Origin of the sequence: Massilia sp. IC2-476 (assembly GCF_020707295.1) — a bacterium.
Lineage (GTDB): Bacteria > Pseudomonadota > Gammaproteobacteria > Burkholderiales > Burkholderiaceae_D > Telluria.
Genome location: NZ_JAJFER010000006.1, coordinates 119003 through 138603, shown reverse-complemented (window position 1 = coordinate 138603; position 19601 = coordinate 119003). Strand labels below are relative to the sequence as shown.

Sequence of the window (19601 nt, the reverse complement as noted above, 5' to 3'; positions counted from 1 at the left end):
TAAATCCGACCGATCGCCATCCACTATCGAAAGAAGAAAGCACCATATGAAGAAGCTGCTCCTTACCACCCTCCTCGCCCTCGTATCCAGCCTCCCGGCGAGCGCGCACCAGATCTGGATCGAACAAGGAGGGACCGCCGCCGTGCTGCATTTCGGCGAGTTCGGCGACAACCTGCGTGAGACCACGCCCGGACTGCTCGACAAATTCGTGGCGCCTGCTGCGCGCCTGGTCGGCAGGGATGGCGTGCAAGCGCTGGCCTTGCGCAAGACGGCGCAGGGCTTCGTGCTGGCGCGGACGGCGGCGCCGGGCGAGTCGATCGTGGCAGAGGATGCGGCCTGGCCGATGTTCGACAGCACCCATGAAGGCAAGACCGTGCGCGGCATGTGGACCCCGGCCGCGCGCTGGGTGTCTGGCCTGGCGGCGCAGCAGCCAGTACTGGACTTTGATATCGTGCCCACCGGCCAGCCGGGCCAGTTCCGCGTCTATTACAAGGACAGGCCGCTGCCGAACGCGAAGGTCAGCGCGGTCATCCCGAACGGCTGGAAGCGCGAGGAGACCGCCGACGAGCAAGGCCTGGTGCGCTTCGCCCTGCCCTGGCGCGGGACCTACGTGCTGGAAGCCCACCACCTTGACCGCCAGCCGGGCGAGCGCAAGGGCGAGCGCTACGACACGGCCAGCTTCGTGACCTCGCTGTCCTTCAATAAACCGGACGGCGCCCCGGCCCTGGCCGCCGGTCCCGCCACCCCGGCCGGCAAGCCATGAACGCAAACCTGCACTGGCGCTACCGCGGCGGCGTGGCCGCGCGCGCAATCGCCGCTATCGGCGGCGGCTACCTGCTCTCCAGCACCGGCAGCTACCTACTGGCCAGGCTGCTGCCGCTGCACCGCGCCGACGCCGTCACCCTGGCCACGATCCTGGCCTTCGTCATCTATCCCTGCGCGGTGATGTGGGTGTTCGCCGCCAGGAGCGCGCTGCGCGCCTGCGCCGGCGTCGGATTGCTGACTACCGGATTCTGGCTTGCCGGGAGGATGGCATGAAGGAGGGACTGCGCCAATCGATGGCCTGGCTGCACACCTGGTCCGGCCTGCTGGTATGCTGGGTACTGCTCCTGATCTTCGTTTGCGGGACCTCGGCCTATTACCGCGACGAAATCTCGCTGTGGATGAAGCCCGAACTGCATGGGGCCGCTGCCCGGCCGGCCGCGCCGCCAGCCGTCGCCGTCGCCCATGCGGTGACGGTGCTGCAGGAACGCGCCCCCAAGGCGACGCGCTGGATCATCGACCTGCCGGACGGGCGTACCCCGCTGGTTAACGCCAACTGGACCAACCCGCCGAAGAAGGGAATGAGCATGGCCGAGCGTCGCGCCGCCTTTCGCAGGCAGGCCGTCATGCTCGACCCGTCCACTGGCGCGGAAGTGGCGGGCCCACGCGACACCCGGGGCGGCGAGTTCCTTTACCGGATGCACTTCGACCTCTACTACATGCCAGCCATCTGGGGCCGCTGGATCGTCGGCATCTGCGCGATGTTCATGCTGGTGGCGATCGTCAGCGGCGTCATCACCCACAAGCGCATCTTCAAGGACTTCTTCACCTTCCGCCCGAAGAAGGGGCAGCGCTCCTGGCTCGACGGGCACAATGCCACCGCCGTGCTGGCCCTGCCCTTCCACCTGATGATCACCTACACCGGCATCGTGACCCTGATGTTCATGTACATGCCGGCACCCACCAAGGCACTGTACGGCGACGACCAGAAGACGATGTTCGCCGAGGTCTTCCCTGACAACGAGCGCATCAAGTCCGCGAAGGTCCACGCGCCGCTGGCGGATCTGGCGCCGATACTGGCACAGGCGCAGGTCGCATGGGGGCAGGCTCCCGCGCGCATCATCGTGAATCATCCGAACGACCTGAATGCCACCGTGCAGCTGGTGCGTCAAGCCGGCACCCAGCTGTCCAACATTGAACCCTCGCTCACGTTCAGCGGGGCAAGCGGTGCGCTGCTCGCTTCGAGCGGCGAGCCGTCCGGCGTCTCGGCCATGCGCCGGGCCTTCTATGGCCTGCACGTGGCGCACTTCGCCCAACCGCTGCTGCGCGCGTTGTTCTTCCTGTGCGGCCTGGCGGGCTGCGCGATGGTCGCCACCGGCGCCCTGCTGTGGGGCGTGAAGGAACGCCAGAAGTGTGCCAAGGTGCTGGCCAGCGGCGGCCGACCCGGCTTCGGGGTGCGCCTGGTCGATGCGCTGAACATCGGCGCAATCGCCGGCCTGCCGATCGCCCTCGGCGCCTACTTCTGGAGCAACCGTCTGCTGCCGCCCGGTCTGGAGAACCGCGCCGCGCTGGAAGCCAACTGCTTCTTCGCGGCCTGGGCCTGCGCCGCCGTCCTGGCACAACTTCGCCCCACACGCCGAACGTGGCAACTGCAGCTTGCGCTCGGCGCCGTCCTGCTGGGAGGCGTGCCGCTGTTGAATGCGGTGACCGGCACCCACCTGGGCGTCAGCTTGTTCACGCCCGGCCTGCGCGCGCTGGCCGGCGTCGACCTGGTCTTGTGCGCGGTCGGCGCACTGCTGGGCTGCGCGGCGTGGTGGATGCGGCCGAAGGTCCATGCGGCGCGGGCGCCGCGCATCGCGCCGATGCAGAACGCCATGGAGGCGGCGAAATGAGCCTGCTGATTCTCACGGGTGCCGGGCTGGCCTATGGCGGCCTGGCGGCCAAGAGCTTCGCGATGGACCGGCACTACGCCGACATCGTGGGACGCGGCGCCGAGCCCGACCCGCGCCATCGCCTGCGCTGCGCCCTGGCGGGGTGGCTCGCGCTCGCGCTGTCCTTCATGGCCTGCATCTGCGCCATGGGCTGGCACATTGGGCCGGTCCTGTGGTGCGGCCTGCTGACGGCCAGCGCGATCGTGTTGACGCTCGGGCTGCAGTATGCGCCGCGGCGCGCCTTGCAGGCCGCGCGGCTCTGTGCTCTTGGCGCCGCCGCAGCCGGCACGCTCGCTATGCTCATCCGGTGAAAACGGCCATCGATGGCCAGCATGGCTGTCCTGGCAGGGCGGGAAGAAGGCGGATGCCGTCCTCCCGCCTCGGGTCTAGAACATTGACCGGATCCCCACTGCGAAGCTACGTCCGCGCGGATCGTCGCCGAGGGCGAAACCGTCACGCAGGCCGGCCCGCGTGCCGTTGCCCGAGAACGCACCAAGCGGCGGCGTGGCGTCGAACAGGTTCTCGATGTTGAAGAACAGCTGCGCGTCCCCCGCCCCCAGGTCGAGCCTGTAGGCCAGGTTCAGGCCCGTGGTGGCGAACGAGGCCAGGTGATTGTTGACCCAGACTTCGTTGGGGTCGCCGCTCAGCTGCATCGCGCTGCGCCAGCGCTGCGTGACGTCGACCGTGAATCCCGCCAGCGGCTGGAAGCGCAGGAAGCCGGAGACGCGCACCGCCGGCGTGGCGGCCATGCCCAGCGGACCGAAGGCGACGCCGCCCTGGTCGCTGGTCGCAAGCCCGGGCTGCCGGTAATACACGTGCGGCTGCCAGGCCGTCAGGAGGCGCAGCGACATCGGGCGCTCGAACAGCCTGCCCGTGTAATTGGCTTCCAGGTCCAGGCCGAAGGTTTCGATTTCCGAGATGTTGACGCTGCGGTTGTACCAGTTGGTCACCGCGTTGGCCGCGGAGCGGTCGGCGAAGCCATTGGGGCGGCGCTGCAAGGCGCAGTAAGGCGAGGTGCCGCCGCTGGCGTAGCAGGCGCCCTGGAAGGCCGCGGTCGCGCCCGAAACCGAGGTGATAGCGTCCGAGATCTTGATCCGATAGGCGTCTGCCGCGAAACTCAGCTTGGGCAAGGGCTGCCAGACCACGCCGACTGTCAGCGTGTTCCCGATTTCAGCCGTCAGGTTCGCGTTCGACTCGTCGATCTGCGGCACAGTCGGGCTGAGCCCCGTCAGCAGGTCGGTCGGGCGCACCTGCACCATCGAGGTCGGCGCGTACAGGTCGTACAGTGTGGGCGCCCGGATGTCGCGCGAACGGGTGGCGCGCAGGCGCAGGGTCTCCAGCACGCTCCAGTCCAGACCCGCCTTCCAGGTCACGTAATGTCCGCTGGTGTCGTAGGAGGTGTAGCGGACCGCCCCGTTCGCATCCAGTTTCCTCGCCAGGGGGGAGTTCTTCAGAAGCGGCACATCGACCTCGCCCGCCACTTCCCAGACGCGCTGGCTGACGCCTTGCGGGCTTTCGCCAAATACGAATTCAGTGCGCGGCGTGCCGGTGGCGCAGTTCAGCGCGAGGCCGGTGCAGTTGACCAGGTCGGTCGGGCGGGCCGCACTGTGCGACTTGAACTCGAGCTTGCGCCATTCGCCCGACAACGATGCGTTCACCGGGCCGGCCCAGGTGGCAAACGGACTGCCGCCGACCTGGCCCGCAATGTCGCGCATGGTCGTGGTGGCATCGTACAGGAGATCGTCGGTCACGTAGCCGATGGCGTCGGCGGAAGCGGCATTCGGCCCGAACACGTTCAGCGGCACGCAGTCGTCCGCCAGGCCCGGGTTGGTCAGCGTGATGTTGCAGACGGTACGGCCGCCGCTGCTCACTGCATCGAGCGCCGCCGCCAGTTTCTGGCGGTCGAGAGCATTCATCAGGCGCGTGTCAAGCCTGGACCTGCCATAGGTGTAATCGAGGTTCCAGTTCAGTCCACCGCCCTTGCCTTCCAGTCCGCTCGTGAGCACCCATTGCTTCGAATCCGAGTCGGCCTGGATGCGCGGGATATCGCCCATGAACTTGCTGAATCCGAATGTCGCCTGGGTGGCCGGGATCAGCGCCGCATACTGCGCGGGAAGGAAACCGTTGGTGCGGCGCAGCTGCACGTTGTTCAGCTGGTTGGTCTCGGCGAAGCTGGTGTTGGTCTTGAGGTTGCCCGATACCTGCAGGTAGGCGCGCGTCGTCGCCGACGCCTCGTAGTCTAGGCGCCCGAACAGCTGCGTCCCTTCCAGGCGCGCCAGCAGGCCCGAATCCCAGTAGCCGCCCTCGCCGCCGACCTCGACCGCCGCCGTGCCGGTCGCCGTGCCGGCCGCGAAGGGACTGAGCACGCCGTTTTCCCGGAAGGTGCGGCCGGCCAGCACACCGCTGGTGATCAGGCCGCCGAATGGGAAGGTCTTCTGGCGCAGGTCGGTCTGCAGGATGTATGGATTGGCGGCGGTGCCGGCGCCGGTGACGCCGACCCGGTTCAGCCAGGCGCGGTCTGAACGGCGGTCGATCCCGTCTTCCTTGCGCAGCTCGATGCCCGCTTCCAGGTGCAGGCCTGGTGCGACATGACTGCCCCAGGCCAAGCTGGCGTTCGAACGGGCGGCATCGCCCTGCTCCGATTTGCCGTAGCTGGCATCCGCCTTGATGCCGTTGAACTTGCGGTCGATGACGTAGTTGACGACGCCGGTCATGGCGTCCGACCCGTACACCGCCGACACGCCGCCGGTCACGATGTCGACCCGCTCCACGAACTGCTGCGGGATCAGGTCGACGTCGACCACGCCGTTGTAGAGGGTCGGCGGGATGCGCTTGCCGTCCATCAGGACCAGCGTGCGCGTCGCGCCGATGTTGCGCAGGTTGAGCTGGTTGGCCGAGCCGCTGCCGCCGGCGGCGCTGCCGGAGGTGGTCGGGTTGCTGGTCGCGCCGCGCGAACCGGCGAACACCGGCAGCGAGTTCAGGGCCTCGGCCAGGGTGGCGCCGGGCTTGCCGGTCAACAGTTCGTCGCTGCGGATCACCGTCACGGGCGAGGGGCTGCTGTCGCCGTTCCTGATGACGCGCGAGCCGGTGACCGTGACTGTCGCGGGTTTGGCTTGAGGTGGTCCAGTTTCCTGGCTTGTCTCTGTTTGCGTAGCCTCGCTTTGCGCGCAGGCCGGACCGGCGACCGCCGATAGTCCCAGGCCGCACAGCAGGACGCGTTCGAATCGTTTCACGTTGTCTCCTTGGTGGTTTTATCGGTTCTGCGCTGACCGGCCGGTTGGCGGCGTGGTCAACTCGGTCTCGGCGCAGCTGCCGGGATGCGGCATGCGCGACGCGAAACCTGAGGCAGGGCCGAGTCTTCCCAAGGGGGTGCCGGCCCGACGGTTGGGATCTCCAATGTGCAGTGGAAGGATCGTAGCGAACCGGCAGACCCGTGGCTTTACACAAAAGTGAGCTTGACTTGCACCTTTGCTGTGCTGGATGAGCGCAAAAGGAAGAGGACCGCGGGCCCGGCGGTCCGGCGGCAGGAGGAGCAGGCGAAGGAAGCGAAGGTCGCCGTGGCGGCGCAGGCGCCACGGCGGGAAGGATTCAGTCGATGTACCTGAGCCCGGCCTGCTCGAGCGGACCGCGCATGTTGTACATGTCCAGCCCGAGCACACCGGAGGCCAGTCTGGCGCGTTTCTCAGCTTCGAGATCTTCGCGCTTCTGGGCAACCGCGGCGATGCGGGCGGCATCGGGTGCCGGCACCACCACCACGCCGTCGTCGTCGGCAATGATCGCGTCACCAGGATTGACAAGTGCGCCGGCGCAGATCACCGGGACGTTCACCGAGCCGAGCGTCTCCTTGATGCATCCTTTGGCGCTGATCGACTTGCTCCACACGGGAAAACCCATCTCCTTCAGCACACGCACATCGCGCACACCGGCATCGATGACCAGCGCCCGCGCGCCACGGGCCATGAAGCTGGTCGCCAGCAGGTCGCCGAAGTACCCGTCGCTACACTCGGCGGTGATGGCCGCAACCACGATGTCGCCCGGCTGGATCTGCTCGGCCACCACGTGCATCATCCAGTTGTCGCCCGGATGCAGCAGCACCGTGACGGCGGTGCCGGCGGCCGAAACGCCGGGATAGATCGGCCGCATATAGGGCTTGAACAGGCCGACGCGACTCATCGCTTCATGTACGGTGGCGCTGCCCAGCCTCCCGAGCTGCTCCACCGTCGCGCGATCGGCGCGTTCGATGTTGCGCTTGACGATGCCAAGCTGGTTCATCAAGGGGGTGCTCATGGTCAGGATCCTTTCTTTGCAAGATGGGCATCGAGGCGCGGGAAGACGTGGCGCGCGTTACCTTCGAAGATGCGGAAGCGGTCCTCGTCAGTCAGGTTCGCCGCCTCGATGTAGCGTTTGGTGTCGTCGTAGTAGTGGCCGGTCTCCGGGTCGATGCCGCGCACGGCGCCGATCATCTCTGACGCGAACAGCACGTTTTTCACCGGAATGACCTTGGTGAGCAGGTCGATGCCCGGCTGGTGGTAAACGCAAGTGTCGAAGAAGACGTTGTTCAGCAGGTGCTCGGTAAGCAAGGGCTTCTTCATCTCCTGCGCCAGGCCGCGGAAGCGGCCCCAGTGATACGGAACCGCACCGCCGCCGTGCGGGATCAGGAATTTGAGTGTCGGAAAGTCCTTGAACAGGTCGCTGGTCAGGCACTGCATGAAGGCTGTGGTATCCGCGTTCAGGTAGTGCGAGCCGGTGGTGTGGAAGCACGGGTTGCAGCTGGTGCTCACGTGGATCATGGCCGGAATGTCGTACTCGACCATTTTTTCGTAGACCGGATACCAGTGGCGGTCAGACAGCGGCGGCGACGTCCAGTGCCCGCCCGACGGGTCCGGGTTCAGGTTGATCCCGACCATTCCGTATTCCTTGACGCAGCGTTCCAGCTCGGGGATGCAGGTTTTCGGGTCGACGCCCGGCGACTGGGGCAACATCGCGGCACCGATGAAGTTGTCGGGGAAAAGTTGCGAGACGCGGTAGCACAGCTCGTTGCAGATCGCGGCCCAGGTGGCGCTGGTCTCGAAGTCGCCGATATGATGCGCCATGAAGCTGGCGCGTGGCGAGAAAATGGTCAGGTTCGAGCCGCGCTCGTTCATCAGGCGCAGCTGGTTGGCCTCGATCGATTCGCGCAGTTCGTCGTCGCTGATGCGGAGTTCCGATGCCTTCGGGGCGAGCGCCGGCGTGGCCAGGTTGGCGATCTGGCGGTTGCGCCACTCTTCCAACGCCTTCGGGGCCGTCGTGTAGTGGCCGTGGCAGTCTATGATCAATGGCTGTCGCATGGGTGTCTCCTTGTTCAGACGTCGTTGGCGCCGGGGATCAGGACTTCCCCGCGCATGATGGGTCGCGCCGTACGCAGCAGCGCGGCGCGCGCCACCTTCTGCCGGTCCTGCGCGTCGAGCTCGAGCTCGACACTGAACTCGCCGGTGGGGTGTTCCACCGAGACGGTCTTGCGCTGTCCCTGTGGGACCTGCGCGATACCTTGCGTGATCGACCCTTCGAGCACGCAGGCCGAGGCCACCGTGACCGCGGCCAGCACGCCGATGGCCTCATGACAGACGTGCGGAATGAAGCAGCGGGTAGCGATGCTGCCGCCCGCGACGGGTGGCGCAATGAGGCACATCTTCGGGTAGCTCTTGGCAGACACGTCTCCCAGGCCCATCTGCAGACCGACGGCCAGGCGCAGGGCTTCGAGGCGGGCACGCAGCGCCACATCGGCGTTGAGTTGAGCGACTCCCTCGTAACCCGTCAGCCCGAAGTCGGACGCGCGCAGGATCACCATCGGCATGCCGTTGTCGATCAGCGTGGCCTCCACCCTGCTCCCGCCGAACTCGATCTCGTCGCGCACGCCGCCGCTCGGCAGCAGCGACGGACAGACCGAGCCCGCGGTATCCAGGAAGTCGATGGTGATCGGCGCCGCCGTGCCCGGCACGCCGTCGATGCGCGCATCGCCGAGGTACTGCAGGCGCCTGCCAGGCGTGAGCACCGTCACGTCGCACTGCATGCCGGTATTGAGTGTCAGGATGCGCGCCGTGGTCGTTCCGTCGTCAACCGGCAGCAGTCCGCGTTCCAGTGCGAACGGCAGCACGGCAGCGAGCATGTTGCCGCAGTTCGGCGTCACGTCCACCGTGTCCTTGTCCGGCTGCAGCTGGGCGAACAGGAAGTCGAGGTCGACGCCCGGGGTGGTGCTGCGACGGACGATGCCTACCTTGCTGGTAAGCGGGTGCGCGCCGCCCAGGCCGTCGATCTGGCGACGGTCGGGCGAGCCCAGCGCGGCCAGCAGGACGCGGTCACGCGCCGCCGGATCGCCGGGAAGGTCCGATTCGACGAAGAACGGGCCGCGCGAGGTTCCGCCGCGCATCAGGATGCAAGGCACCGGGCGGAGATCGGATGGATGGTCGTAAGGCATGGGCCTGTCCGGGAATACGTTGTCGATGTCGGCAGTATCTTTCGGAGCGCCGCCGGCTTGGTTGCGTTGTACGCCCCAAACTGTTCTAATTTCCTTATCACCGGTCTCCCGCGCCCCGAAAATGAACCTCGTCAGCCTGCGCCACCTGCACGCCTTCCGCGTCGTCGCCGACCTCGGCGGCATCCGCCGCTCTTCGGAATCCCTGTATCGGGCCTCCTCGGCGGTAGCGCGCTCGGTCGCTTCCCTCGAGGAGAGCCTCGGGGTGCAGCTGTTCGAGCGCAAGGGCCGCGGCATGCTGCTCACCGCCGCCGGCGAGGTCGTGCGCCTGCGCGCCGACCGCATCGAAGCCGAGCTGCACGGGGTACGCGAAGATGCGGTTCGCGCCCAGGACCGGGAGAAGAACGGCCGCAAGGTGGGCGGCATCGAGGCCCTGCTCAACGAACGGCGCCTGCACGCGGCGAGCCTGCTGGCGGAAGTGCACCACATGCCGACCGTCGCCCACGCGATGGGCACCTCGCAATCGGCAGTCAGCCAGGCGGTGGCGCGCCTGGAAGACATGCTCGGCCTGCCGCTGTTCCTGCGCACCGCGCACGGCATGCTGCCGACCGATGCCGGGCGGCGCTGGATCGAGCGTTTCGAACGCGCACTCGCCGAACTGCGCCACATCCCGGAGGACGTGGCGGCGCTGGAAGGCCGGGTCGAAGGCACCGTCACGATCGGCGCCCTGCCGCTGGCCCGCTCGCAGCTGCTGCCGCTGGCGATCGCCTCCGTGCTGCAACGCCATCCGGGCCTGCGCGTCAGCTCGCTCGAAAGCCCGTATGGCGAGCTCACCGCCGGCCTGCTCAGCGGGCGTATCGATTTCATCGTCGGCGCCATGCGGCATGCCCCGGGCGATGCCTTCGTCCAGCACGCGCTGTTCGAGGACAAGGCAGCGCTGGTCGCGCGCGCCGGCCATCCGCTCGCCGCCAGCAAGCGGCTCGCCCTTGGCGACCTGGAAGGCTATCCCTGGGTGCTGTCGCGCGCCGGCACCCCGCTGCGCGAATCGCTGGTGCAGTTCTTCGACAAGCAAGCCGTGCCAGCCCCGCTGCCGGCCGTGGAAACCGGCGACCTCGCCCTGCTGCGCGGCCTGCTCGTCTCGAGCGACATGCTGACCGTCCTGTCTGCCCACCAGCTCCATTACGAAGTCGCCAGCGGCCAGCTGGCGGTGCTGCCCTTCGAGATGCCAGGCATGGAGCGCTCGATCGGGATCATGACCCGCAAGGGCGCCCACCTGGCGCCGGGCGCACGTGCGCTGCTCGAGGAAATGGAGGCCATCAGCGCCCGCTGGAAATGAGGCAGGCCTTAACACAAACCATGAGCCGATAAGCAGATTGCAACGCTGCGCCAGTCAAAAGCAGCCCTTCGAGGAGAGTAAAAACCTACACTGCGATTGCGGTATCACCAGAATGCATGGGTGATATTCATTACCGCGCAGCCAGTTCTGCCATAAGAACGACAACAAAGCGCGGGACATCCAATCCGTATTCGCACAGGAGACTTAATGAATACAGCACACACCCTCGATGTGCGGGCGCACATCAACAGCCGCCCGATGAGCGGCTACCAGTGGCTCTTGCTCGTGCTTTGCTTCCTCATCATCACCACCGACGGCATCGATGTCGCCATCATGGGTTTCCTGGCTCCGGCCATCACCAAGGAGTGGGGCATCTCCAAGGCTGCCTTCGGCGTGGTCATGAGCGCCGCCCCGATCGGCCTGGCCATCGGCGCCCTGGTGGTCGGCCCGCTGTCCGACCGCTTTGGCCGCAAGAAGCTCCTGATGGGCGCGGTCGCCTGGTTCGGCACCTTCAGCATCCTGTGCTCGCTGGCCAACGACGTCTACGCGCTGTCGCTGCTGCGCTTCCTGACCGGCCTGGGCCTGGGCGCGGCGATGCCGAACACTACCACCCTGCTTTCCGAGTACGTACCCGAGAAGTCGCGCGGCACCCTGCTGGCCATCATGTTCACCGGTTTTAACCTCGGTTCCGCCCTGGTCGGCTTCGGCGCGGCTGCCATCCTGCCCGAGTACGGCTGGCGCGGCGTGCTGGTGGCGGGCGGCGTCATCCCCCTCGTCTGCCTGCCGCTGTACCTGTGGCTGGTGCCCGAGTCGGCGCGCTTCATGGTGGTGCGCAAGTACCCATCCATCCGCATCGCCCGCACCATGCGCCGTGTGGTGGGTTCCGACGTGCTGGATACCGCGACCTTCACCAGCAGCGAACCGGCAGTCCAGGGCGGCGCCCCCGCCAAGACCCTGCTGTCGCCGGCCTACCGCAAAGTGACCCTGTCGCTGTGGGCCACTTACTTCATGGGCCTGCTCGTCATCTACCTGTTGAGCGGATGGCTGCCGACGCTGATCAAGGATGCCGGCCTGCCGATCGAACGCGCCGCCAACATCACCGCCCTGTTCCAGCTCGGCGGCACCGTGGGAGCGCTGATGGTCGGCTACCTGATGGACCGCTGGACGCCCAACAAAGTGATCGCTTTTACTTATGTCGCCGGAGCAGTATTCATCCTGTTCCTAGCCTCGGGTTCGGTCGAGACCTCGATGTTCGCTGCCTTCGTGCTGCTGGCCGGCTTCTGCATGAGCGGCGCCCAGACCGGCCTGAACGCCTTCGCTCCATCGTGCTATCCGACCGCGGTGCGCGCGACCGGAGTAAGCTGGATGCAGGGCATGGGCCGCTTCGGCAGCATTTTCGGATCCTTCGCCGGCGGCGTGCTGCTGTCGATGGGCTGGGGCTTCGGCGCGGTGATCGCCATTCTCGCCATCCCTGCCACCATTGCGGCAATCGCGATCGTTTCTACCCGTTTCACGCCGCGTCCCGCAGTCGCGGCGGCTTGAGCAACACCAGAACCAGGATCACAAGGAATTATCATGGCTAACATCATCGGCGCGATCGCCTCTTCCCATACCCCGACCATCGGCTTCGCGCTGGACACCAACAAGCAGAACGACGCTGCCTGGGCGCCGATCTTCAAGGCCTATGAGCCGGTGCAGCAGTGGCTGGCAGAGAAGAAGCCCGACGTGCTGCTTGTGGTGTACAACGACCACGTCACCTCGTTCTTCTTCGACCATTACTCGGCTTTCACACTGGGCATCGGCGAGGAATACAGGGTGGCTGACGAAGGCGGCGGCGCGCGCCCCCTGCCCCCGGTCGGCGGCCACGCGGCCCTGGCCCGCCACATCGGCCAATCGCTGATGGCCGACGAGTTCGACATGTCCTTCTTCCAGGACAAGCCGCTCGATCACGGCTGCTTCTCGCCGCTGTCGATCCTCTGGCCGCATGACAAAACCTGGCCTGGGCAGATCGTGCCGCTGCAGTGCGGCGTGCTGCAGTTCCCGGTGCCGTCCGCGCGCCGCTGCTTCAAGCTGGGCCAGGGCCTGCGCCGCGCCATCGAGAGCTTCCCGGAAGACCTGAACGTGGTGCTGGTCGCCACCGGCGGCCTGTCGCACCAGGTGCACGGCGAGCGCGCCGGCTTCAACAACACGCCCTGGGACCACCAGTTCCTCGACCTGTTCGAGAAGGATCCTGAGACCCTGCTGAACATGACCCACGCCGACTTCGCCCGGCTGGGCGGCTGGGAAAGCGCGGAAGTGGTGATGTGGATGGTGATGCGCGGCGCCATGTCGGCCAAGCTGCACTGCCTGCACCGTGAGTACTACCTGCCGTCGATGACCGGAATCGCGGTGGCGCTGTACGAGAGCGAAGCCAGCCGCGACCCGGCCTTGAGCGCAAAAGCGAACGAGCAGCACCGCGCCCACATGCGGCACCAGGTGGCGGGCGTCGAGGAACTCGAAGGCACCTACCCGTTCACCCTCGAGCGCAGCGTCCAGGGCTACCGCATCAACAAGTACCTGCACCAACTGATCCAGCCGAAGTTCCGCGCACGCTTCCTGGTCGACCCCGACGCCACCTACGAGGAGGCCGGCCTCACTGCGCAGGAGCGCGACATGATCACCCGTCGCGACTGGCAGGGATTAATCCGCTACGGCGTGATCTTCTTCCTGCTCGAAAAGCTCGGCGCCGTGGTCGGCGTATCGAACCTGCATATCTACGCGGCCATGCGCGGCGAGTCACTGGAAGACTTCCAGAAGACCCGCAACACGCGCGCGCTGTATTCGGTGGCCGGCGGTGCTACCGCCTCGGCCGCCGCCTGGGACAAGAACAAGTCCTGAGCCCCCTTCCCTGACCGTAGCACCCGGAACGCCCTCCCGCGAGGGCGGCTCCCGGCGCACGTCCGTACATCCCGAATTCGCCACTAAAACAAAGACTGGAGGAGCACCATGAAGAAGATCGTCGCCCACGCCGCCATCGCGGCCTGCAGCATTGCCGGCACCCTGGGAACGGCGTCGGCCCAGACCAATGTCACCGTCTACGGCATCGTGGATGGCGCCGTCGAGCACTACACCAACGCCGATGCCGCCGGCAACAGCGTCACCCGCATGCCCAGCCTGGGCGGCGGCATGTTCCCGTCGCGCGTCGGCTTCCGGGGTTCGGAAGACCTCGGCGGCGGACTGAAGGCGGTGTTCAACGTGGAGAGCGGATTCTACGTGGATACCGGCATGTCGGGCCAAGGCAACCGCCTGTTCGGCCGCCAGGCCTGGGTGGGCCTGGCCGGATCCTGGGGCCAGTTGAGCTTCGGGCGCCAGTACAACGCCATCTTCCAGTCGAGCTTCGACGTGGACGTGTTCGCGGCCTCGCAGTACGGCCTCGGCCAGCTCGATCCGGCCATCCCGAACGGGCGCCACGACAACTCGATCGCCTACAAGGGCACATTCAATGGCCTGACCGTGGCAGGAACCTATAGCTTCGGCCGCGACACCTCCAATGCGGGCGGCCCGGCCGCCACCAACTGCCCCGGCGAGAACGCGGTCGACAGCAAGCAGTGCCGCGAATGGTCGGCGCTACTGCGCTACGACGCGCCGACCTGGGGCATCGAAGGCGCCTACGACCGCATCTATGGTGGGCCGACGGCCGCGGCTGGCCTGAACAGCAGCAGCCTGAGCGACAGCCGCCTGCACGTGGCGGGCTACGCCAAGGCCGGCGCCTGGAAGATCGGCGCCGGTGTGCTGGCACGCGACAACGAGGGCTCAAGCACCGCACAGCGCAGCAACATGTTGTACGTCGGCGCCACCTACCGCGTCAACCCGGCTCTCAGCATCGATGCGCAGGTGTCGAAGCTGGATTACCGCAACAGCGCCAACGATACCAAGCAGATCCTGGTGCGTGGGGTGTACGAGCTGTCCAAGCGCACCGCAATCTACGCGGCGGCAGGCCGGGTCGACAACGACGGGGCTGCGGCGATCGCCATTTCCGCCGGTGGTTCGGTCGGCGCCGGCCTGAGCCAGACCGGCATCATCACCGGTATCAAACATGCGTTCTGATTCGCCATTCACATAAGGAGACTTGCATGAACCGATCCACCCTGCGCCGCCTTCCGGCGCTTCGCAAGACCGCGGCTGGCGTTGCTGTCGCCGTATCAATGCTGTCCAGCGCGGCCGCGCATGCCGCCAGCAACACGGCAGGCACATACGACCGCCTGCTTTCTTTTGACGCGAGCAGCTTCACCACCATTAACGTCACCATTGATGGCCAGAGCGTACCGGTGCGCTGGTACAAGGAAGTGTGCTACGTGGCGAAGCCCACGCAGATGAAGCCTGATCAGCGCGACCTGCGCGGTCCCGTCACGATCTCGAATACCGGCTGCGGCTACCAGAGCATGAACATCTTCGTGCCGGAGAGCGCCGCCAACAATCGCCAGACCGCCATCTACTTCGCGGTCAACAACGGCGGCTGGTGGGCCAGCTACATCAAGGCCAGCGTGACCGAGGGCGCCAATTACAACAGCGCCACCAGCAACATCGGCGCCGCCCTGAAAGCCGGCTATGTGTACATCGACGTGGCCACGCGCAGCCGCGGGATCGTCGCGGCCGACGACAGCTATCCCGGCAAGGCTCCGGCACCGGTTGTTGACGCCAAGGCCGCCATCCGCTACCTGCGCCTGAACGATGCGCTGATGCCCGGCAGCGCCGAGCGCATCGTGGTCAACGGCACCAGCGGCGGCGGGGCGCTGTCCTCGATCATCGGCGCGTCGGGCAACAGCCGCGACTATCTGCCCTATCTGGACGAAGCCGGCGCCGCCGGAATCGTGAGCAACCGTGGCGCTGTTCGCAGCACACTGCGCGACGACGTGCTGGCAATCAACGCCTACTGTCCGATCACCGACCTGGCCAATGCCGACCTGGCCTACGAGTGGCTGTACACCGTTCTGAACACCCGCGCGACCGTTGGACGCAATCCGAATCCTTCGGGCAGTGCGGAAATGGCAGCAGCATTCCCCGCTTACCAAAAGAGCCTGCATCTGCGCACGAAGGACAGCACGGGAAAGACGGCCAGCCTGAGTGCCGGGAACATGCTGGACACGATCAAGGATGAAGTGGCGAAATCCGCCGTGCGCTACATGCAGGCGGGCGGCATCATTCCCGCCCTTGGCGAAAGTTTCACCATCACGAGCGGACCGACGACCAGGACCTATCCCAACGACTGGATCCAGGTCGACAATGCGAGGAAAAAGGTCGTGTCGCTCGACATGGAGCGCTACCTGGCGTTTGTTGCAAGCCAGGCGACGCTGAAAGCGGCGCCCGCATTCGACCAGACCGGCCTGACGATCACGGGCGCCACCGGCGAATCGAACCTGTTCGGCACCAAGTACCAGGCGTACTCGAACTTCACGGCTTACGGCTGGGACCGCAACGACATCAAGGGCGACGGGATCGGCTACGACGACACCGGGATGAGCTTTGTAAACCTGCTCAAGCAACAGGACACCGTTGTCGACGAGCAGGCTGCCTTGATCAACCCGATGCGCTATATCGGCTCGAACGCCGACACGGCCCCATACTGGTATGTTCGCCACGGCACGCGCGATCGCGATACCTCGTTCGTTATCTCGATCAACCTGAGCCGTGCGCTACAGGCCGACAAGCGTGTTAAGGATGTGAATTATGCGCTGGCCTGGAACCAGCCGCATGCGGGCAATTTTGATGTACCAGAGGCGATGGCATGGATTGCCGGCGTCCTGAAGGCTGCCGATCGCGGCAAGTAATACCGACACCAACGCAAACGGGCCCTGAAAGGGCCCGTTCTCTTGAAGGATTCTGGAGGCGAGGACGGGAGTCGAACCCGTCTAGACGGCTTTGCAGGGCGTCTTTAGCTCAACAATATCAAGAACTTAGGCGAAAACCACATTTTTCACCTCCTGAAGTTATTTAGATTGCTGCTGGTAGCCTGAGCGATTCAGCCTTCCCGGTCTCGGTGGCTTCCGGCAGCCAGTGGGAGCGAATAACTCTACGGCAAGGGTCTTCGCGGCCTACACCAAGTTACACGAGCCGAGCCGCAGAAACTGGGCATGGAGGCGGTGGCGTCATTCGCGGACAGGCAGGCGCGTTCGGAGAACCGCAGAGTCAGCCGAGCGCAGGCCGCCTCTGCGGCCGAGCTGGTGGCCGAGGATGCCATCGAGTACGGCGACCTTACAAAGGGTACTAACGCTCCACCTCTCGCAGCCCGTTTGTCGAGGTTGGGGTGGACGCGTACACCCGCGAAATCTGCTTACATCAAATGCTTACGGTATGCGCGGCCGGCCGATCCAGAACCCAAAATCGGCGCGCAGGCAGGTGAGCGGCTGTGAGCATGAGCGCTGGCGCCGCTTGGCCTGTTCAATAGCGCTTCCCAGCATCAAAGCGACTCGCTGAATCGTTGCTTTTTTGTTCTCTCACCTAAGGTGGAATTCCGGAGCCGTAACCAAAGCGCATACTGTTGGTCAACTTGCACCACGCGCCTTAACAAGTCAGGAGATCAGCATGGGCCTCGCAACGCACTGCTTAGTACACGACAGCACTGCCGAGCACGGCTGGGTGGTAGATATATCATCGGCATCCTCCTTGGCGAGTCGCCAGCTAACTACCCTACAAGCTTTTCCCAATTGGGCACTCGCTGCCAGGTCGGCTCCGGCGTTCTATAAAGCTGACGAGTGCAAGGCGAACGATAAGCATCTGGCACGCGGCAGCGCCACGTTCAATCCCCTGACCGTGAACGCAACCAAGGTGGCGGGAACGCCCCTCCCCGAGTCGAAGGAAAACGCGGATAGCGCGGTGGTGAGGCTCTCCTGCGGCGGCTATTCGATCGTGTTCGCAGGTAACGCCAAGGCTGTCACGGAGCAAAGTGCGCTGGACGACGCGGACAGGATCGGCCTCGATCTGGACAGGACAGCGCTTCTGATCGGCTTGCCTCAGGGCGCCGACACCGGCGGCAACAATAGCGCACCATGGCCATTGCGGCTTTGTCCGCGAACAGGGCTGTTAGCGCAAATACCGCGTGTACAGGTATCTGCGTTGTTCAACGGTAACCAAGTTTGCTTTGCAAGTCGATAGCGTCGAAAAAAGAGCTTCGATCTCGCATGCCGGGATGGACGAAACACTTCACCGCTCCTTATTAGCAAGCGCCTATTAAGCACCTTTGACAATGGACAAGTGCGAGCACGCTTCTCAAGCTCCAACGTTTCGTATGCCTGCCAAGTGCACACACCCGCCTGCAACACCCAGTTGGCCATGGACGAAATACCATGATCGCTGTGTCCAGCTGCCGGATAGCCGCCCTGGCGCTCCAGCAGGTCTTCTGTTTACAACACCATCGAATTGAACGATTAACGTGGCATCACAAAATTTGAAAGGAGGGACCTAAAGAATATTCAAAGGTGACTTTAATCAAATGTAAATGAAAAAGGATTAAAAAATGGCAAAGAAACCAGATCCGGCCGTTGAAAAAGCAATTGAAAATCTAAAGAATACCTTAGATAACCAAAGTGTCGCGGAGATAGATGCAATTGTAAAACGGTTATCGGATAAGATCGATTCTGCCGTAACGAAAAATAAGCTTAACGCAAGCCGCGCTATTCTGGAAAGACCGTCAGGGTACGATCCAGTGTCCCGGGATTTTCAACCAGCAGACAGATTGAGGTGACATATGGAAGCCCGCTTTCTTCACGTTGAAACCCAACTACTACCGAAATCGGAAAAGTCATATAGTGATCTGCTTGAAAGTGGCGTGCTTGGCGACTTCGACCTATCCACAGATGCTGAAGTCACTTATTTGGACACATTCTACGATACCTCCTTTGGGGACCTCCACAGCACAGGTCTCGTGCTTCGAACTAGAGCAAACGAGTCAGGGTCTATCGACTTCTTCGAATTTAAGGGCCCAAGTTTCTATATACGACCTAAGGTAACTGCTCGAAAATATGAAATAGAAAAAGCGGATAACCAGTTCCAGATCGATCTCGCGCTCTCCCTTCAATTCCCATCGATCGTAATGCAAGCCCTTTATTCGGCAAGACCTGATCTTTTGGGATTGAAATTGCGTTCTATATCGAGTTGCAAGTCTACCAAAACAACGCGGCAGGTGAGAGAACAAGGCAAAACAGTTGCATGGCTCAGCCTTCACGACATCAATTTAACCTCTAAAGACCGTTCAAAAAATCTTTCTTTTAAATTGGTTGAAGTCGAACTGGACTCCCCAGAAACGTATGACGATCTTCGCGACGTTGTTGGCTTGGTGGAACAAGCAGGATTCTTCCTTTCCCCAGTCCTGCGCTATCAGCGGGTTCCGAGAGATTGGCTTGATGAACTCAACTTTGTTTAAGGCTTATTGAATGAGTATTTTGGAGCAGATGACGGAGCGATACAGAGATGTCGCAAGTAAGTGTGGCGAAAATTCAACGGCAGCTTATCACTATGCACGTATATGTCTAGCGCTTACGATCGGTATTTCTATCGATCACACGTTGTCTGCTCCAACTTTCTATTGGCTTCAAAAATTAGCTACAGCACTGTTTGACGTTAAGAGAATTTTAGCTGTTTCACCAGAAGAAATCCCTCGAAAAGAAATATCACTGACTACACCTCAATATTTGACAGAATTTGTAGCACTTTCTGAGAAGCATTCAACATTACTTAGCAATCAAATGCCGACTGAGCCTTTAAATGTTTCGTTCGGATTGGAAGAGTATTTATATGTTGTTCCAATGAATGGGAACCTTTTATGGTGCACAGAGGCAGCAAGCATTGATGACACCTTCTACGCTCGGAGCTGGCAAAGCGGCAGAATCATACACCCTATCCTGGCCGCTCAGTTTCAATTTAAGATTTGTGCCGCCGGCGAGATTTCGTTTGTTCCAAGAACAACTCACTCTGGGCTTACTTGGGCCGTGATTGTCAACCATAGATCTGGACACTTTCCAGTGGCCCACCTGAAGGCTGCGGACTTAGCAAAAATCGTACATTCATCGATCCCGAGCGACGAACTATTTGCTATTGTAGCGATAGCGTCTGACGGGGCAGCAATCATTCAATTGAGCTAGTTGGG

The 19601-nt window shown here is 63.7% G+C and carries 17 protein-coding genes; 13 read left to right on the top strand and 4 right to left on the bottom strand.

Annotation, left to right across the window (positions count from 1 at the left end; translation table 11 throughout):
- Positions 1-46: 46 nt before the first annotated feature.
- From LK539_RS16885 to LK539_RS16870, 4 genes are read left to right on the top strand one after another with little or no spacing between them, the layout of a single operon-like run.
- The gene (locus LK539_RS16885) at positions 47-763 is read left to right on the top strand and encodes a DUF4198 domain-containing protein (protein WP_227802216.1); all 717 of its coding nucleotides are present in this window, start codon (positions 47-49) and stop codon (positions 761-763) included.
- Positions 760-1038: a DUF3649 domain-containing protein gene (locus LK539_RS16880; RefSeq protein WP_227802215.1), complete on the top strand. Its 279-nt coding sequence runs from the start codon at positions 760-762 to the stop codon at positions 1036-1038. The genes LK539_RS16885 and LK539_RS16880 overlap by 4 nt, the downstream gene beginning before the upstream one ends.
- Positions 1035-2654 (top strand): PepSY domain-containing protein, encoded by a 1620-nt coding sequence (locus LK539_RS16875; protein ID WP_227802214.1) that lies wholly within the window; start codon positions 1035-1037, stop codon positions 2652-2654. The genes LK539_RS16880 and LK539_RS16875 overlap by 4 nt, the downstream gene beginning before the upstream one ends.
- On the top strand, positions 2651-3004 hold the full coding sequence (locus tag LK539_RS16870) for a DUF3325 domain-containing protein (RefSeq protein ID WP_227802213.1): 354 nt from the start codon (positions 2651-2653) through the stop codon (positions 3002-3004). The genes LK539_RS16875 and LK539_RS16870 overlap by 4 nt, the downstream gene beginning before the upstream one ends.
- 75 nt (positions 3005-3079) lie before the next feature.
- Here the strand turns inward: LK539_RS16870 and LK539_RS16865 are convergent, their stop codons facing one another.
- From LK539_RS16865 to LK539_RS16850, 4 genes are all read right to left on the bottom strand, one after another.
- Positions 3080-5926: a TonB-dependent receptor domain-containing protein gene (locus LK539_RS16865; protein WP_227802212.1), complete on the bottom strand. Its 2847-nt coding sequence runs from the start codon at positions 5924-5926 to the stop codon at positions 3080-3082.
- A gap of 355 nt (positions 5927-6281) precedes the next feature.
- On the bottom strand, positions 6282-6965 hold the full coding sequence (ligK, locus tag LK539_RS16860; protein ID WP_307729118.1) for a 4-carboxy-4-hydroxy-2-oxoadipate aldolase/oxaloacetate decarboxylase: 684 nt from the start codon (positions 6963-6965) through the stop codon (positions 6282-6284).
- Between the two features lie 17 nt (positions 6966-6982).
- The gene (locus LK539_RS16855; protein WP_227802408.1) at positions 6983-8008 is read right to left on the bottom strand and encodes an amidohydrolase family protein; all 1026 of its coding nucleotides are present in this window, start codon (positions 8006-8008) and stop codon (positions 6983-6985) included.
- A 26-nt stretch (positions 8009-8034) separates the two neighbouring features.
- Positions 8035-9147, bottom strand: coding sequence for a 4-oxalomesaconate tautomerase (locus LK539_RS16850; RefSeq protein ID WP_227802210.1), 1113 nt, complete (start codon positions 9145-9147; stop codon positions 8035-8037).
- 121 nt (positions 9148-9268) lie between these two features.
- Between LK539_RS16850 and LK539_RS16845 the strand changes: the two genes are divergently transcribed.
- The 9 genes from LK539_RS16845 (at position 9269) to LK539_RS16805 (ending at position 19596) form a co-directional block, all read left to right on the top strand.
- A complete protein-coding gene (locus LK539_RS16845; RefSeq protein WP_227802209.1) occupies positions 9269-10480 on the top strand; it encodes a LysR family transcriptional regulator in 1212 nt (403 codons plus the stop codon).
- A gap of 207 nt (positions 10481-10687) precedes the next feature.
- Positions 10688-12022 (top strand): MFS transporter, encoded by a 1335-nt coding sequence (locus LK539_RS16840; RefSeq protein ID WP_227802208.1) that lies wholly within the window; start codon positions 10688-10690, stop codon positions 12020-12022.
- Positions 12023-12055: 33 nt separating this feature from the next.
- Positions 12056-13357, top strand: a complete 1302-nt coding sequence (locus LK539_RS16835) for a gallate dioxygenase (protein ID WP_227802207.1) — start codon at positions 12056-12058, stop codon at positions 13355-13357.
- Positions 13358-13465: 108 nt separating this feature from the next.
- Positions 13466-14566 carry a porin gene (locus LK539_RS16830; protein WP_227802206.1) on the top strand — a complete coding sequence of 367 codons (1101 nt, stop codon included), beginning with the start codon at positions 13466-13468 and terminating at the stop codon, positions 14564-14566.
- Between the two features lie 26 nt (positions 14567-14592).
- Positions 14593-16287, top strand: a complete 1695-nt coding sequence (locus LK539_RS16825) for a subtype B tannase (protein WP_227802205.1) — start codon at positions 14593-14595, stop codon at positions 16285-16287.
- 754 nt (positions 16288-17041) lie between these two features.
- Positions 17042-17611: a hypothetical protein gene (locus tag LK539_RS16820; protein ID WP_227802204.1), complete on the top strand. Its 570-nt coding sequence runs from the start codon at positions 17042-17044 to the stop codon at positions 17609-17611.
- A gap of 361 nt (positions 17612-17972) precedes the next feature.
- Complete coding sequence (locus LK539_RS16815; protein ID WP_227802203.1) at positions 17973-18200, top strand: hypothetical protein; 228 nt, start codon at positions 17973-17975, stop codon at positions 18198-18200.
- 3 nt (positions 18201-18203) lie between these two features.
- Positions 18204-18878, top strand: a complete 675-nt coding sequence (locus tag LK539_RS16810) for a CYTH domain-containing protein (RefSeq protein ID WP_227802202.1) — start codon at positions 18204-18206, stop codon at positions 18876-18878.
- 10 nt (positions 18879-18888) lie between these two features.
- Positions 18889-19596: a hypothetical protein gene (locus tag LK539_RS16805; protein WP_227802201.1), complete on the top strand. Its 708-nt coding sequence runs from the start codon at positions 18889-18891 to the stop codon at positions 19594-19596.
- Positions 19597-19601 lie beyond the last annotated feature (5 nt).

Excerpts from the sequence above, each read along its gene's own strand:
- LK539_RS16815 (WP_227802203.1), top strand. The coding sequence starts at position 17,973 with ATGGCAAAGAAACCAGATCCGGCCGTTGAAAAAGCAATTGAAAATCTA.
- LK539_RS16845 (WP_227802209.1), top strand. The coding sequence starts at position 9,269 with ATGAACCTCGTCAGCCTGCGCCACCTGCACGCCTTCCGCGTCGTCGCC.
- LK539_RS16840 (WP_227802208.1), top strand. The coding sequence starts at position 10,688 with ATGAATACAGCACACACCCTCGATGTGCGGGCGCACATCAACAGCCGC.
- LK539_RS16820 (WP_227802204.1), top strand. The coding sequence starts at position 17,042 with ATGGGCCTCGCAACGCACTGCTTAGTACACGACAGCACTGCCGAGCAC.
- LK539_RS16825 (WP_227802205.1), top strand. The coding sequence starts at position 14,593 with ATGAACCGATCCACCCTGCGCCGCCTTCCGGCGCTTCGCAAGACCGCG.
- LK539_RS16805 (WP_227802201.1), top strand. The coding sequence starts at position 18,889 with ATGAGTATTTTGGAGCAGATGACGGAGCGATACAGAGATGTCGCAAGT.
- LK539_RS16870 (WP_227802213.1), top strand. The coding sequence starts at position 2,651 with ATGAGCCTGCTGATTCTCACGGGTGCCGGGCTGGCCTATGGCGGCCTG.
- ligK (WP_307729118.1), bottom strand. The coding sequence starts at position 6,965 with ATGAACCAGCTTGGCATCGTCAAGCGCAACATCGAACGCGCCGATCGC.
- LK539_RS16830 (WP_227802206.1), top strand. The coding sequence starts at position 13,466 with ATGAAGAAGATCGTCGCCCACGCCGCCATCGCGGCCTGCAGCATTGCC.
- LK539_RS16850 (WP_227802210.1), bottom strand. The coding sequence starts at position 9,147 with ATGCCTTACGACCATCCATCCGATCTCCGCCCGGTGCCTTGCATCCTG.
- LK539_RS16810 (WP_227802202.1), top strand. The coding sequence starts at position 18,204 with ATGGAAGCCCGCTTTCTTCACGTTGAAACCCAACTACTACCGAAATCG.
- LK539_RS16835 (WP_227802207.1), top strand. The coding sequence starts at position 12,056 with ATGGCTAACATCATCGGCGCGATCGCCTCTTCCCATACCCCGACCATC.
- LK539_RS16875 (WP_227802214.1), top strand. The coding sequence starts at position 1,035 with ATGAAGGAGGGACTGCGCCAATCGATGGCCTGGCTGCACACCTGGTCC.
- LK539_RS16880 (WP_227802215.1), top strand. The coding sequence starts at position 760 with ATGAACGCAAACCTGCACTGGCGCTACCGCGGCGGCGTGGCCGCGCGC.
- LK539_RS16885 (WP_227802216.1), top strand. The coding sequence starts at position 47 with ATGAAGAAGCTGCTCCTTACCACCCTCCTCGCCCTCGTATCCAGCCTC.